We start from the raw sequence: 14,362 nt of genomic DNA, 5'->3' as shown, positions 1-14,362 counted from the left end.
CGATCAGCCTCCGAATACGCGCTGGAAGAAGCCCTTCTTGGGCGCGTCGAGGAAGCGCATGGCACGTTCCTCACCGAGGATGCGAGCGACGGTGTCGCTGTAGGCCTGGCCGGCAAAAGAGTTCTCGTCGAGGATGACGGGCACGCCGGCGTTGGACGCGGCGAGCACGTTTTCCGACTCCGGGATCACGCCGACGACATTGATGCCGAGGATGTCCTCGACGTCCTTGACGCTGAGCATCTCGCCCACGGCCACGCGGGCCGGGTTGTAGCGCGTCAGCAGCAGGTGCTGACGGATCGCGCCATCACCACGTTCGGCGCGGCGCGTCTTGCTGGAGAGCAGGCCCAGGATGCGGTCGGAGTCGCGCACCGAGGACACTTCCGGGTTCACCACCACCACGGCGTGGTCGGCGAAGTACATCGCCAGGTGCGCACCCTTTTCGATGCCGGCCGGCGAATCGCACACGACGTAGTCGAAGCCTTCCTTGCCCAGCTCCTCGAGCACCTTTTCCACGCCTTCCTGGGTGAGGGCGTCCTTGTCGCGCGTCTGGCTGGCGGCCAGCACGTACAGGTTTTCGTAGCGCTTGTCCTTGATGAGGGACTGCTTGAGCGTGGCCTCGCCGTGGACGACATTGACGAAGTCGTACACCACGCGGCGTTCGCAGCCCATGATCAGGTCGAGGTTACGCAGGCCGACGTCAAAATCGATCACCGCGACTTTCTTGCCGGCCATGGCAAGGCCCGTGGCAAGCGAGGCACTGGTGGTGGTCTTGCCTACGCCACCTTTGCCCGAAGTGACAACGATAATCTCAGCAGTCAAGGCTCATCTCCGCAAAATGCTTTGTTGTAGTAATTAGGGGCTGTCGTCAAAGCTTGGCGATCAGCAATTTTTCCCCTTCGAGCCAGCATCGCACAGACTGGCCTTCCAGGTCCTTCGGAATTTGTTCAAACACGCGGTAGTGGCCGGCGATGGCCACCAGCTCCGCGCGGAAGTCGGAAATATAGATGCGCGCCTTCTCATCGCCCTGTGCGCCAGCCATCGCACGGCCGCGCAGGCCGCCGTAGATGTGGATGTTGCCGTCGGCGATCACTTCGGCGCCATTGGCCACGGCACCGGTCACCACCAGGTCGCGGTCGCGCGCATACACCTGCTGGCCCGAGCGCACGGTGCCGTCGTATTGCTGGGCACCGAGACCGGCCACCGGCTCGGCTTCGCTGCGGACCGGTTCGGCCCGGCGCGGCGGCTCGGCAACGGGTGCCGGGGCGGGCGCTGCCGGCGGTGCCGGCGGGGCGATGCTGCCGCCGTCGGCCGGCTCGTAAGCCGCCCGGAATTTGGCGATCAGCGGCAGCCCCATGCGGACCGCCAGGGCTTCCACTTCGCTGGTGCCATAGGCCAGGCCTACCGGGATCATGCCGGCGCTGCGCACGGCCTCCAGCAGGGCGTCGACCGTGCCGTCGTCGGGCAGGTTCAGCAGGTGGCTGAGGTCCAGCACCACGGCGGCGCGGGCAAACAGTTGCGGCGCGGAGCGCACGCGGCGTTCGAGTTCATCGCAGAGGGCGGCGGCATCGGCACGGCGCACGCGCACGTTGGCGATGCCGACCTGGCCAAAGCGCAGGTCACAGGCTTCTTGAGTATCCATTCGTGCATTCATGGGCGCCGCTCTCCAGCGAGGCGGCGCCGGGTCGTATCAGGGTGGAAGGGACGCTCGCGCTCGGCGAGCCAGGGCACGTCGGGCAGGCCGTCGTGGTCCAGGTAGGTTTCGCGCACGAAGGCGTAACTGGGCAGGTCCTTGGCCAGCAGGCTGACCTGCGGACCTTCCTCGCCCATGCGCTGCTGGCCCACTTCCTGGAAGCCGTAGGTGCCATGGAACAGCACCACCACGTCGTCGCGCGGCTCCAGGAACACCTCGCAGGTGAGCAGGGGCACGCGCACCTCGGCATAGCTGGTCACGTCGCAATAGAAGATGCGACCCAGGCCATGACGGCGGTAGGCGTTGGCGATGACGATGCGGTCGATGTAGGCGAACTGCGGGTAGCGTTCCGAAAACCAGTGGTAGTTCGGGCTGTCGTAGTCGCTGCCATCGCGCAGGGCGATCAGGAAGCCGGCCAGGTGGCCGTCGATCTCGGCCACGCGGAAATAATCCGCGTGGTCATAGAAGAAGCGCAGTTGAGTCGCGTCAAGGGCGAGGATGGTGCGGCCGGCGGCGTTGTTGAGCGCCAGTACGGCATCCAGGTCGTGCTCTCGCACGTCGCGGATGGCAAGGGCCATTCGTTGCTCCGCTGTGTGTGGTTCGAGGACAAGACCGTTTGCATCGGCCCCGCGTATCGGCCGGCATTATGACATGCGTACGGCGGCCGCACATAACACGGCGCACCATGTAAAACCTTCGTAAAGCGCAAGCGGCCGTGCCTTTCGGCAGGGGTAGGGGAGTGACTTCTCACGCATTGCACCACGCCTCGGGCCAGCCGATGATGCGCCTATGGCATGGTCCAACATCAATCATATCCGGCTGCTGCGGTACGCCGGCCTCACCACGTACCTGTGCGTCGCGCTGCCGCTTTTGCCGGGCAGCTGGAGCCTGGCCCAGGTCAGCTCCTGGTGGAGCAACCCGAACATCACGGGCTGGGTCCTTTCCTACCTGATCTTCGGCCTGACCTATCTGTTGCTGACGCGCCGATCGAGCATGACGCGCCAGGTCGGCTACCCCTCGCTGCCGCAGCTGCTGGGCCTGGTGGTGCTGACCGGCTCGGCGGTCGCCATGGGCTGGTTCAGCCAGAGCGGCCTGTCGGCCATGTTGATGCTGGTGATCGCGGTGGTGCTGCCGTGGCAGTTGCCCGTGGGCGCCGGGCTGGTGTGGATGCTGCTGCAGAATCTGATGCTGATCCCGATCATCGCTAGCTACATGGGCTGGACCATCGTGACGGCGTTCCTGCAGGTCTGCATGTACATGGGCATATCGGCGCTGGTGTTCTTCACCTCGATGATCGCGAGCCTGCAGGCGGAGGAGCGCGAGATCCAGCGCCGCCTCAACTCCGAACTGCGCGCCACCCGTGCGCTGCTGGCCGAGTCCACCCGTATTGCCGAACGCATGCGCATCGCGCGCGACCTGCATGACCTGGTCGGCCACCACCTCACCGCGCTCAGCCTCAACCTTGAGGTGGCCAGCCACCTGGTCAACCCGCAGGCCGCCGAGCACGTGCAGAAGGCGCAGGTGACCGCCAAGCACCTGCTGTCGGACGTGCGCGAAGTGGTGAGCGAGCTGCGCCAGGACGATGCCATCGACCTGACGCAGGCGCTGCGCAGCCTGATCGAAGGCGTGCCCGGCTTGCGCGTGCATGTCGAAACGCCGCCGCGCTTCAGCGTGGAAGACCCGCGCCGCGCCCAGGTCTTGCTGCGCTGTGCGCAGGAAATCATCACCAATGCCGCCAAGCACGCAGCGGCACGCAACCTGTGGCTGCGCTTCGATTACGTCAACGCGAACCTGCTCGAACTGTCCGCCCGCGACGATGGCCGTGGCGCGGTGAATTTCCGGCCGGGCAACGGCTTGTCGGGCATGCGCGAGCGCCTGAATGAATTCGAGGGCAGCGTGACGGTGGACCCGGCACTGGCCCAGGGCTTTGCCCTGACGGTGCGCCTGCCGCTGGGCGAGGCCCCGGAGCTGGCGCATACGCCGTCACGGTTTGAGCCGCCCGCGTTGGGCATGGTTTAGGGCGGACAACTTCCCGTCTCGCCATGTGGTCGTGTCAATATTGTGCTGTTTGGATAGCAGCATCGTTTCCCGTAGGCCGCGGGCATCGCACGCAGGCCACAACCGCTCCGAGGATTCGCGATGATTTCCGTCTGTCTTGTCGATGACCAGAACCTGGTTCGCCAGGGTGTTCGCTCGCTGCTGGATCTGGCGGAGGACATCCGCGTGGTGGCCGAATGCGCCGATGGCGCACAGGCAGTACAGGACATTCCCCGAATCAAGCCCGATGTCGTGCTGCTCGACCTTCGCATGCCGAACATGAGCGGCCTGGAAGTGCTGCAGGCGCTGTCCGCGCGCAACGAGCTGCCGCCCACCATCATCCTGACCACTTTCGATGACGACCAGCTCGTGCTGCAGGGCCTCAAGGCCGGCGCCCGCGGCTACCTGCTCAAGGACGTGTCGCTCGAGCAACTGGTGGAAGCCGTGCGCACGGTGGCCGCCGGCGGTTCGCTGGTGGCACCCATGGTCACCCAGCGCCTGCTGGCCGGCGTCGGCCGCATGCAGAACCAGTTCACCAGCCTGGAACAGCCGGACCCGCTGACCGAGCGCGAGACCGAAATCCTGCGCCTGCTGTCCGGCGGTTACAGCAACAAGGAGATCGCCAACTCCTTGAAGGTGGCCGAGGGAACCGTGAAGAACCACGTTTCCAACATCCTTTCCAAGCTGGGCGTGCGCGACCGCACCCGCGCGGTTTTGAAGGCGCTGGAACTGGGCATCGTCTGACCGCGCGCCCGTCGAGGGCGAGGGTTTCATGGCAGGGGCTGGGCACCGCGCCCTACAAGCCCCTGGCACTGCTGAAATCTCACGCCTCTGCGAAATGACGGCTGCGCAGGCGCTTCGACCGTTGTATCCGTCAGGTCTTACGCTACGCCGCCAGACCTTGTCCCACGGCCATTCGCAGGCGTCTGGAAGGCCATCTCACTGCCGGATGGCGTTCCTGCGCGCGAGCAAGTAGTATCGGTGGCTTCGGCGCTGGCCGACCCCCTGTCACGATGCGATTCTTCGGGAATTTCCCGTGGCTGGCCGGTCTCCAGCGGCCCGACTGCCCTAATGCCGTATACAGAGAGACGTGCGGAGAACCCCGGAATGATGCGTGTTCTTGAATTTATTGTTGCCCTGATCATCGTTGCCGTCGTGGCGGTGGTCGTGGGTGTGGTCATGCCTGGCAGCGGCCATGTGGAAAGGTCGTTGGTCATCGGCAAGGACATGCGTCAGGTTTATGACGTGTTGAGCAACTTCCGTCGCTTCCCGGAATACACGGTGCAGCGCGAGTACGACCGCAACATCAAGTTTGACTTCTCCGGCAAGGCCTATGGCCCGGGTGCCGAAGTGTCCTGGGCGAGCCAGGACGAGAAGGTCGGCAACGGCAAGCTGACCATCGCCTCGGCCGATCCGACCTTCGACAAGATCGACTCGCAGGCCCACAAGGCTTCCATCGTCTGGAACCTGGACAACGACTGGCGCGGCAACGACAAGCACTTCACGCTCGACCTCGAGCGTCAGGGCAGCCGTGGCCAGCTGACCAAGGTGACCTGGTCGTATGACGTCGCCTATGGCTTCAACCTGATCAACCGCTACGCCAATCTCTACATTCATGGCGATCCGGATGCCTTCATCCAGTTCACCGTGAACAACCTGCAGAACGTGCTGGCCGGCGTGCAGAACGTCGACTACACCAAGCTGATCCCGTACATCGAGCAGACCCAGCCGACGCCGGTGCTGCTGGTGTCGACCTCGATCGAGCGCAAGGGTGGCCTCGAGGCCCTCAATGACGCGACCGACAAGGCTGTCGGCGAGATCCAGGCTGCCGCCAAGAAGCTGGGCGTGACCACCACCGGTCCGCGCATCATCTACACCACCAACTACGGCGACCAGACCTACACGTTCGACGTGGCCATGCCGATCAGCGCGACCAGCCTGAACGTCGGTGGCCAGACCGTGGAACTCGCTGCCGCCAAGGCGCCCGACCTGACCACGGCCGCCAGTGCCAGCACCAGCGGCGACGCTGCTGCCGCCGCCCCGGCTGACAACACCCCGGGTGGCCATGACCGCTTCGGTCGCCTGATCGTCGACAACGACGTGCGCGCGCTCCTTGCCTTCGGTGGCCCGGCCCTCAAGGCCGTGTGGAACGGTACCGCCGCCGGCGTGCCGCAGACCCGCGACCTGATGAAGGCCTATGCCCAGACCCACGGCTACAAGTTCGACGAAGTGGTGAACCGCTTCTACGACATCGAAGCCAAGCCGGAAGTGAAGCAGGGTGACCAGGTCACGCAGTACGCCGAATTCGACGTGTACCTGCCGCTGAGCTGGGCTCCGGACCAGACCCCGGAACAGGAAGCCGGCATCAAGCCGCCGTCGCTGGACGAGGGTACCGACCAGGCTCCGGCTTCGTCGGGCACCGCTGCCGCCCCGGCCGAAGCTGCCAGCGCGGGCAAGTAAGCCGCCCCAGCCGCAAGCATCGAAAAGGCCCTTCCTCGTGGAGGGCCTTTTCATTTTCGGCCTGCGCATCGACCGGTAACGGCGAACTTTTCGGTTACATTGCGGGTCGACTCGCTGATTCACGAGGGCCATGCGCATGTCGCGCAGCCCGCCTCCTGCCTCGAGCGGACATGATCGAAACCGAACAGCTCACCCGGCGCTACGGCGCCCTGACCGCCGTGGATTCGCTGAGCTTCCGTGCCGAACCGGGACAGGTGCTTGGGCTTCTCGGGCCCAATGGTGCCGGCAAGACCACGGTCATGCGCATGATCGCCGGCTTCCTCGCGCCCAGCTCGGGCACGGCTCGCGTCTGCGGCCATGACGTGCGCAAGGAGCCGCTGAAGGCCAAGCGCGCGCTCGGCTATCTGCCGGAGGGCGCGCCGAGCTACGGCGAGCTGACCGTGCGCGAATTCCTCACCTTCATCATCCGCATGCGCGGCCTGCAGCGTGACGAAGGCTATCGCCGCTTCGAGCGCGTGGTTGGCGGGCTGCAGCTGGAAGGCGTGCTCGACCAGTGCATCGACACGCTGTCCAAGGGACTGCGTCGCCGTGTGGGCCTGGCCCAGGCGATCGTGCACAACCCGCAGGTGCTGATGCTGGACGAGCCCACCGACGGTCTCGATCCCAACCAGAAGCATGCCGTGCGCCAGCTCATCGATGCGATGGCGCGCGAGCGCACCATCCTGATCTCCACGCACCTGCTTGAGGAAGTGCACGCCCTGTGCAACCGCGTGGTGATCATCGCCAACGGGCGCCTGCTGGCCGATGCCACGCCGGCGGAGCTGGAGGCGCGCTCGCGGTATCACGGCGCCGTGTCGTTCAGTGCGCCCGGCAGTGGCGTCTCGCAGGAAATGCTGGGGCGCCTGCCGCAGGTGGCTTCCATCGAAGTGGATCCGCTCGACGGGCGCATCACGGTGTTCCCGCGTCCCGGCCAGCGCATTCTCGAAGCGGTGGAGACCCTGCTGCGCCAGCAGGGCCTGGAGGTGTCCGAGATCCAGCTCGAGCGAGGCCGCCTCGACGAGGTGTTCCGTCACATCACCACCAGCGCGGAGGGCAGGGCATGAGTCCGCTCGCAGCGGTGATGCGGCGCGAGCTGCGCAGCTATTTCGTCACGCCGGTGGCGTATGTGTTCCTGGTCATCTTCCTGGTGATGTCGGGCATCCTCACGTTCTACGCGGGCGACTTCTACGAGCGCAGGCAGGCCGACCTGCAGCCGTTCTTCGTGATGCATCCATGGCTGTACCTGGTGCTGGTGCCCGCGGTGTCGATGCGCATGTGGGCGGAAGAGGCCAAGGGCGGCACGCTGGAGCTGCTGCTCAGCCTGCCGCTTTCGCTGGGGCAGGCGATGCTGGGCAAGTTCATCGCGGCCTGGCTCTTCATCGGGCTGGCGCTGGTGCTCACGTTCCCGATCTGGCTCACCGTGAATTACCTCGGTTCGCCCGACAACGGCGTGATCCTCGCCGGCTATATCGGCAGCTGGCTGATGGCCGGCGCCTTCCTGGCCATCGGCGCCTGCCTCTCCGCGGTGACGCAGAGCCAGGTGGTGGCCTTCGTGCTGACGCTGGTGGTGTGCTTCCTGCTGATCCTGGTGGGGCAGTCGCAGGTGATGGAATTCTTCCAGGGCGCGATGCCGCGCAAGCTGGTGAACGGCCTGGCGCACCTGAGCATGCTGCGGCACTTCGAGGCGATCTCGCGCGGCGTGCTGGATGTGCGTGACCTGCTGTACTTCGTGCTGAGCATGGCGGCCTGGCTTACCGCCGGCGTGCTGGTGCTCGACCTCAAGCGGACGCCGTGACCATGACGCGACTTCATTCACGCCGTCGCGTCGTGCTGCTTGCCGCCCTGGTGCTGCTGGCCGTCGTGTTCGTCACCCTCGCGCTGGGCAGCAGCCGCTGGTTGCGCCTGGGGCGCATCGACCTCACCGCCGACAAGCTGTACACGCTGACGCCGGGCACGGCGCACATCGTGGACAACCTGCATGCGCCACTGAAGCTCACGCTGTACTTCTCCGAGCACGCGGCTCGCGATCTTCCGCAGCTGCGCAGCTACGAGCAGCGGGTGCGGGAAATGCTGCAGGAGATGGTGGCCCGTTCGCGCGGGCGCCTGCGTCTTCAGTTCGTGGACCCCGTGCCATATTCCGACGATGAAGTCAGCGCGGAAGGGTATGGCCTGACGCCGATCAACGGTGGCACCAACGGCGAGCGCGTCTTCTTCGGCCTGGTGGGCAATACCTTGCCGGGGAATGTCGACAGCGAAGCGGAAGGCGAAGAGCGCCTGCCCGGCAAGACGTTGGGGATTCCCCTGCTGGACCCGTCTCGCGAGACCTTCCTCGAGTACGACATCGCCAAGCTGCTCTATGAGCTGGACCAGCCGTCCAAGCCGCACGTCGGCCTGATCAGCAGCCTGCCGGTGGAAGGCAATCCGGTGATCGGCGAGGAACCGTGGACCGTCATGCGCCAGCTCGGCCAGCAGTTCGACGTGAAAACGCTGGATCCGGCCAAGCTGACCAGCATCGACCGCGATATCAAGGCTCTGCTGGTGATCCATCCCAAGCACCTGCCGGCGGACGCGCTGTATGCGATCGACCAGTACGTGCTGGGCGGCGGACACCTGGTGGTGTTCGTCGATCCCGTGGCGGAAATGGACAACACGCCGTTCGTGGACAGTGCCGGCAATACCGACGATCACAACTCGGATCTCCCGAAGCTCTTCGAGGCGTGGGGCGTGCAGTACGACCCGCAGAAGGTGGTGCTGGATCGCTCGCGTGCCCTGCGCATCGAACTGGCCGACTCTTCGTCCATGAGTCATCCGGCGATGCTCGGGCTCAGCCAGCAGGAGCTCAGCCACAACGACGTGATCACGGCGAGCCTGCAGCGCATCAACGTCTCCAGCGCCGGATTCTTCGATCTCTCGCCCGGTACGTCCTCGCGCCTGCAGCCGCTGATCCAGAGCACGACCGATGCCGAGATCGTATCCAGCCAGCGGGTGCGCGAATCGATCAACAATCCGGGTGGCCTGCTGGACAACTACCGGCCCGACAACAACCACTACGTGATCGCGGCCCGCGTACGTGGGCAGTTCCCGAGTGCGTTTCCGGATCGCTCCAAGGCTCCTGGCCACCTGGGCCTGTCGGGTGAAAACGCCGAGGTCATCCTCGTGGCCGATACCGATCTGCTCAGCGATCGCCTGTGGGTGTCCTACACGCAGAGCCTGCTCGGCCAGCCGCAGCTGAGTGCGCTGGCTAACAACGGCGACTTCGTCACCAACATCGCGGACAACCTCAGTGGTTCCTCCGCGCTGCTGTCCATCCATGGCCGGGTCAGCTCGCAGCGTCCGTTCACCCGCGTGCTGGCGCTGCAGAGTGCGGCGGACCAGAAATTCCTGGCCAAGAAGCAGGAGCTGCAGCGCGAGCTGGCCGTCACGCGCACCCGCCTCAACGAGCTGCAGCCCGCCAAGGCTGCGCGCGGCGACACGGCGAGTGCCGAGCAGCGGTCGGAGATCGAACAGTTCCTGCGGCGCCAGCTGGCGATCAACAAGGAGCTGCGCGACGTGCAGCACCAGTTCAACGCCGAGATCGATGCGCTGGGCCTGCGCCTGAAGTTCATCAATATCGTGCTGGTGCCGTCGCTGGTGACGCTGTTCGGCCTGGTCTATGGCTGGCGACGTTCGCGCCGGAGCCGTCGTCGGGTGGGCGGGCTATGATGTACGGTCGCCGTTGAAGCCCGGTATCGTTCGATGATGGCAAGCCTGATCAAGTGGATCGTGCCCTGGGAGTTCTCCTGGGTATTCCTGCTGACCTTCGTGGCCTGCTGCGTGCTGTACGTGCGTGGCTGCCGCGGCCTTCCGGTGAGCATCGGTCGCCGCCTGGCGTTCTGGCTGGGCATGGTGATGATCTATGTCTCGCTGCACACCTACCTGGATTTTTTCTTCGAGCATGAGTTCTTCATGCATCGCATCCAGCAGGTGTTGCTGCATCACCTGGCGCCGCTGCTGATCATCTCCTCCTATCCGGGATCGGTGCTGCGCAAGGGCTTGCCGTTGTCATGGCGCATACGCCTGCTGCGCCCGGTGCTGCGGTCCTGGCCCTGGCGCGTGTTCAATGCGGTGTTCCTCAACCCGGCGATCGCGACGATTCTCTTCGTCGCCTTCATCCTGGTCTGGCTGATCCCGTCGATGCAGACGCTGGCCATGCTGGACTGGCGCATCTATCGCTTCATGAACTGGTCGATGCTGGTCAGCGGGTTCAGCTACTGGTGGCTGGTGCTGGACCACCGGCCGCGACCGCCGGGACGCATGACGCCGGGACTGCGCGTGCTGTCACCGGGCATCACGATGACCCCGCAGATCCTCGCCGGCGCCATCGTCACGTTTTCCAAGGCCGACCTGTATCCGATCTTCGAGATATGCGGGCGTGCCTTCACCTTCAACGTGCTTACCGCGCAGCTTGTCGGTGGCGTGATCATGTGGGTGCCGGCGGCGATCATCGAATCCATCGGCGGCCTGCTGGCGATGCGCCAGTGGTTGCGGTTGTCGCGCAGCGGGCGCATTCGGCGGAAGCCTTGGCCACGGCGCCCGGCAAGGGCGTCCGGAAATCCCGTGTCGACGACGGCGCGCTGACTCATCAGGCGCTGCGGTCGCGCACTGGGTGCGCTCCTGCAAAGGGATTTCAGTGTGAGTGGGTGTCGCCGGCGTCCGTGGCGTTCGCCGGGCGCGTGACGAAATCCGTATCTAGTGCGCTGCCATCGGCGAAGTGCAGGGTGAGCTTCACGGCGTCCCCCACCTGCACCGGCGGATTCGCCTTGCTCATCATCAGGTGATAGCCACCCGGCGCGAGTTCGGCCTTGCCGTGCGCGGGGATGACCAGGTTGTCCACCATGGCCATGCGGCTCACGCCGCCTTCGGAGCTGCTCTTGTGCAGCATCACGCTGCCGTAGCGGGTGCTGCTCGCACTGCGTAGCGTGGCCGGCTGGTCGCCGGTATTTTCCAGCGTGACGTAGGCGCCCGCCGGAAGATCGCCCGGAAGGAGGCGGATCCACGCCTGGCTGGTACGAACGTGCTCGGCTTCGCCGGCATGCGCCGCGGTGGCCAGTAGCAGGCCGGCCGCCAACAAGGGCAGGGCGCGCGCAGTGCCAATGATCATGTCGGATTCCCCAGGCTCAACATCAGGTGCAGGTCGTGGACGAGGTCGTCCTGCGGATTGGCCGGTGTGGCCAGCAGGCGTGCCTTGCCATCGCGATCGAACACGTAGATCGCCGAGCTGTGGCTCACTTCGTATTGTCCATCGCCCTTGTCGGGCTCGCGCGTGAAAGCGGAGCGGTAACGCTTGCTCAATGCCTCGATCTCGCGCGGCGTGCCGGAAAGGCCTACCGCACGCGGATCAAAGGCATTCACATAGGCATGCATGATGTCGGGTGTGTCGCGCGCCGGATCCACGCTTACGAACAGGATCCGTGCGCCGTCGGCCAACGGACCGAGGCGCTGCATCACCACGTGCAGTTGGGCGAGTGTCAGTGGGCAGACATCCGGGCAATGCGTGTAGCCGAAATACAGCAGCACGACCTTGCCGCGGTAGTCCTGGCCGGTAACTGCCTTGCCCTGGTCGTCGACCAGGTGAAAGTCCAGGTCCGGCATGTGCCCGGAGACATTGGTGAGTCGCCACTCGATCGAATCGCCGCGGTTGCAGGCGCCCAGCAACAAGGCGCCGAACACCAGTGCGAACAGCAGCGTCAGGCGGCCAGCGCGTCGAAGTGTCATGCGAAGATGGAAGGGAATCATCCCGCCAGCATACGACACTGGCTGCCTTGCTGTTGAAGGAAGCGTTCCCCATGCGACACCCATCTCTTGCCACTGGCGTGCTCCTGGGCCTGGCCGGCGCGAGCGCCGTCATGCTCGGTGCTTTTGGCGCACATGCCCTGCGCGATGTGCTTGATGCCAGAGGCAGCGAGTTGTGGCACACGGCGGTGAGCTACCACTTCTGGCATGCGCTGGCACTGGTGCTGACCGTGTTTGCCGTGCCGGGGCGAGCACGGCGTATCGCGATGGCGGCGTTTCCCCTGGGCATCGTGGTATTCAGCGGCAGCCTGTATGCGCTGGCATTGGGAGCGCCGCGCTGGTTCGGCGCCATCACGCCGCTGGGCGGCGTGGCGTTCATCGTCGGCTGGCTGGCATTGGGCATCGCGATCGCCCCGCTGGGGATGCGAGCCTCGCGTTGAGCGTTGTCAGGCGCGATCCACTCGCGCCGCATAACAGCCGGGGCGCGCCATGTGGATGTGCAGGTATGCCGCCTGCTCGTCGGCGAACAAGCGCTCGATCAGGGGCTCCAGTGCCGTTCCCTGGACCACATCGGCATCGCACAGCATGCCGCGCTCGTCGAAGCTGCGCACGGACAGCAGGCGCCGGCGCAGCTGGTCCGGCACTTCATCGACTCGGTCGTACTGCTGCTCGCCCTCGCGGATGTAGATCGCATAGCTGGAGCGGAAGGGCGTGTTCGCCGGCTGGTGTTCGTAGTGGAGAAGAATCAGCGACTGGCCTGCCTCGGCATCCGTGAGGCTGATGCGGCAGGGGTAGCCGTGCGGCTGGTCCGCCACCACGCGCAGGGCGCGCCGTGCGGCGAGTGCTTCGTCGGACAGGGAAAACAGTTCGTTGAATGGTTCGGCAGGCAGGCCGGTAATGCGGAAGTGCATGGCAGAGCTCCGTGAGGCGACGCATGCAGCTTGCCGCTCTCGACATGCAGCAACCATCCGGTTCTTGCGGTGCTCAGTCGACGCGAAACACGTTCACGGACTCGCATTCCGGGCAGCGGTAGCTCTGCAGTTCGGCACGTTCCTTCTTCGCCCACTCGCGCGCCTCCGGCGGAACCGCGTCATGGGGCTCCATCTCGACCTTTTCGCCCGCCTCGGCGCACGCATCGCAAAGGACCGGGCCATCGGGTAAGGGTGCGTAAGTATTTGCCATGGACGTTCTCCGCCGAGTCACTCGCCTGGCGAGTGAGGAGAAGCTAGCGCCGCCCGTGTGCAAGGCGTGTTGAATCGCCGCGAAAGCGGGGCGCGAGTTCAGTCGGAGTCGTCGTCGACCACGGGCTCTGAACTGTCTTTCCTCAGGCGTCCCTGCTTGCGCAGCGCCTCGCGCAACACGAACTCGATCTGCGCATTGACGCTGCGCAGATCGTCGTCGGCCCAGCGCTGCATGGCTTCGAGCACGGCAGCGCTGATGCGGAGTGGAAAAGCCTTTTTGTCAGCCGCCATAGAGCGTGCCGGCGTTCACCACCGGTTGCGTGGAGCGGTCGCCGCAGAGCACCACGAGCAGGTTGCTGACCATGGCGGCCTTGCGCTCCTCGTCCAGCTCCACCACGCCTTGCTGGCGCAGCTTGTCCAGCGCCATGGCGACCATGCCTACCGCACCTTCCACGATGCGTTCGCGCGCCGCCACGATCGCGTTGGCCTGCTGGCGCTGCAGCATGGCCTGGGCGATTTCCTGGGCGTAGGCAAGGTGGCTGATGCGGGACTCGACCACGCGCACGCCGGCCTTGTCCAGGCGGGCCTGGATTTCGCCGCGCAGGTGGTTGTTGATCACGTCGCCATGGCTGCGCAGCGAAGGCTTGCCATCGTCGTGCGCGTCGTAGGGGTAGTTCTGCGCCATCTGGCGCAGCGCCGACTCGCTCTGGATGGTGACGAAGTTTTCATAGTCGTCCACGCAGAACACGGCTTCGGCGGTATCGATCACCTGCCATACCACCACGGCGGCGATCTCGATCGGGTTGCCGTCGCTGTCGTTGACCTTGAGCTTGCCGCTCTCGAAGTTGCGCACGCGCAGCGAGACGCGCCGGCGGCTGCAGAACGGGTTGGTCCAGCGCAGGCCCTCGGCGCGCACCGTGCCGGCGTACTTGCCGAACAGCTGCAGGACCTGGCCTTCGTTGGGCGCGACCTGGAAGAAGCCCTTGGCAGAGAGCAGCAGCAGCGCAATGAGCAACACACCCACCGGGCCCAGGAAGCTCCCGACGCCGTGGGCTGTCTCCATCCACGATCCGACGGCTCCCAAGCCCATCAGGAAGCAAAGAAAGACCATCGGTATGCCGGCAACTGAAAAACCCTGACGTTCGTTCATGGCGGTTCCTCCCTAGTTGGGAGGATTTGATAT

Annotated in this window: 17 protein-coding genes; 8 read left to right on the top strand and 9 right to left on the bottom strand. The window is 65.3% G+C overall.

What is annotated here, in order from left to right; genetic code table 11:
* Positions 1-3: 3 nt before the first annotated feature.
* Genes minD through EPB08_RS08295 form a run of 3 tightly spaced genes read right to left on the bottom strand, consistent with a single transcriptional unit; the run spans position 4 to position 2,268 of the window.
* Positions 4-819 (bottom strand): septum site-determining protein MinD, encoded by an 816-nt coding sequence (gene minD / locus EPB08_RS08305; RefSeq protein WP_130618575.1) that lies wholly within the window; start codon positions 817-819, stop codon positions 4-6.
* Positions 820-865: 46 nt separating this feature from the next.
* Complete coding sequence (minC, locus tag EPB08_RS08300) at positions 866-1,651, bottom strand: septum site-determining protein MinC (RefSeq protein ID WP_130618574.1); 786 nt, start codon at positions 1,649-1,651, stop codon at positions 866-868.
* Positions 1,648-2,268 carry a GNAT family N-acetyltransferase gene (locus EPB08_RS08295; protein ID WP_130618573.1) on the bottom strand — a complete coding sequence of 207 codons (621 nt, stop codon included), beginning with the start codon at positions 2,266-2,268 and terminating at the stop codon, positions 1,648-1,650. Before EPB08_RS08295 ends, minC begins: the two co-directional genes overlap by 4 nt.
* 211 nt (positions 2,269-2,479) lie before the next feature.
* On the opposite strand from EPB08_RS08295, the gene EPB08_RS08290 reads away from it, so the two are divergent.
* From EPB08_RS08290 to EPB08_RS08260, 7 genes are all read left to right on the top strand, one after another.
* Positions 2,480-3,709 (top strand): sensor histidine kinase, encoded by a 1,230-nt coding sequence (locus EPB08_RS08290; protein WP_130618572.1) that lies wholly within the window; start codon positions 2,480-2,482, stop codon positions 3,707-3,709.
* Positions 3,710-3,829: 120 nt separating this feature from the next.
* The gene (locus tag EPB08_RS08285; protein ID WP_026635939.1) at positions 3,830-4,471 is read left to right on the top strand and encodes a response regulator; all 642 of its coding nucleotides are present in this window, start codon (positions 3,830-3,832) and stop codon (positions 4,469-4,471) included.
* Between the two features lie 363 nt (positions 4,472-4,834).
* Positions 4,835-6,187 (top strand): SRPBCC family protein, encoded by a 1,353-nt coding sequence (locus EPB08_RS08280; RefSeq protein WP_130618571.1) that lies wholly within the window; start codon positions 4,835-4,837, stop codon positions 6,185-6,187.
* A gap of 170 nt (positions 6,188-6,357) precedes the next feature.
* On the top strand, positions 6,358-7,290 hold the full coding sequence (locus EPB08_RS08275; RefSeq protein ID WP_130618570.1) for an ABC transporter ATP-binding protein: 933 nt from the start codon (positions 6,358-6,360) through the stop codon (positions 7,288-7,290).
* Entirely contained in the window at positions 7,287-8,021 is a 735-nt protein-coding gene (locus EPB08_RS08270; protein ID WP_130618569.1) for an ABC transporter permease subunit, read from the top strand. The genes EPB08_RS08275 and EPB08_RS08270 overlap by 4 nt, the downstream gene beginning before the upstream one ends.
* Positions 8,022-8,023: 2 nt before the next feature.
* Positions 8,024-9,928 (top strand): GldG family protein, encoded by a 1,905-nt coding sequence (locus EPB08_RS08265; RefSeq protein WP_130618568.1) that lies wholly within the window; start codon positions 8,024-8,026, stop codon positions 9,926-9,928.
* A 33-nt stretch (positions 9,929-9,961) separates the two neighbouring features.
* Positions 9,962-10,843 carry a cytochrome c oxidase assembly protein gene (locus EPB08_RS08260; RefSeq protein WP_130618567.1) on the top strand — a complete coding sequence of 294 codons (882 nt, stop codon included), beginning with the start codon at positions 9,962-9,964 and terminating at the stop codon, positions 10,841-10,843.
* A gap of 49 nt (positions 10,844-10,892) precedes the next feature.
* On the opposite strand, the gene EPB08_RS08255 is transcribed toward EPB08_RS08260, so the two are convergent.
* Positions 10,893-11,366 carry a copper chaperone PCu(A)C gene (locus tag EPB08_RS08255; protein WP_130618566.1) on the bottom strand — a complete coding sequence of 158 codons (474 nt, stop codon included), beginning with the start codon at positions 11,364-11,366 and terminating at the stop codon, positions 10,893-10,895.
* On the bottom strand, positions 11,363-11,980 hold the full coding sequence (locus tag EPB08_RS08250; RefSeq protein ID WP_130618565.1) for an SCO family protein: 618 nt from the start codon (positions 11,978-11,980) through the stop codon (positions 11,363-11,365). Before EPB08_RS08250 ends, EPB08_RS08255 begins: the two co-directional genes overlap by 4 nt.
* Positions 11,981-12,051: 71 nt before the next feature.
* Between EPB08_RS08250 and EPB08_RS08245 the strand changes: the two genes are divergently transcribed.
* Positions 12,052-12,438: a DUF423 domain-containing protein gene (locus EPB08_RS08245; RefSeq protein WP_130618564.1), complete on the top strand. Its 387-nt coding sequence runs from the start codon at positions 12,052-12,054 to the stop codon at positions 12,436-12,438.
* A gap of 6 nt (positions 12,439-12,444) precedes the next feature.
* On the opposite strand, the gene EPB08_RS08240 is transcribed toward EPB08_RS08245, so the two are convergent.
* The 4 genes from EPB08_RS08240 to EPB08_RS08225 all read right to left on the bottom strand — a co-directional run bounded on the left by EPB08_RS08240 (position 12,445) and on the right by EPB08_RS08225 (position 14,329).
* The gene (locus EPB08_RS08240; RefSeq protein ID WP_130618563.1) at positions 12,445-12,909 is read right to left on the bottom strand and encodes a DUF1203 domain-containing protein; all 465 of its coding nucleotides are present in this window, start codon (positions 12,907-12,909) and stop codon (positions 12,445-12,447) included.
* Between the two features lie 73 nt (positions 12,910-12,982).
* Positions 12,983-13,180: a hypothetical protein gene (locus tag EPB08_RS08235; protein WP_130618562.1), complete on the bottom strand. Its 198-nt coding sequence runs from the start codon at positions 13,178-13,180 to the stop codon at positions 12,983-12,985.
* Positions 13,181-13,278: 98 nt separating this feature from the next.
* Positions 13,279-13,470, bottom strand: a complete 192-nt coding sequence (locus tag EPB08_RS08230) for a type II toxin-antitoxin system antitoxin (protein ID WP_130618561.1) — start codon at positions 13,468-13,470, stop codon at positions 13,279-13,281.
* Complete coding sequence (locus EPB08_RS08225) at positions 13,460-14,329, bottom strand: SPFH domain-containing protein (RefSeq protein WP_130618560.1); 870 nt, start codon at positions 14,327-14,329, stop codon at positions 13,460-13,462. The genes EPB08_RS08230 and EPB08_RS08225 overlap by 11 nt, the downstream gene beginning before the upstream one ends.
* Positions 14,330-14,362 lie beyond the last annotated feature (33 nt).

The sequence above is a fragment of the Dyella amyloliquefaciens genome, assembly GCF_004296575.1.
GTDB lineage: Bacteria > Pseudomonadota > Gammaproteobacteria > Xanthomonadales > Rhodanobacteraceae > Dyella > Dyella amyloliquefaciens.
The sequence above is the reverse complement of the archived record's forward strand: the minus strand, read 5'-3'. Positions and strand labels throughout refer to the sequence as shown.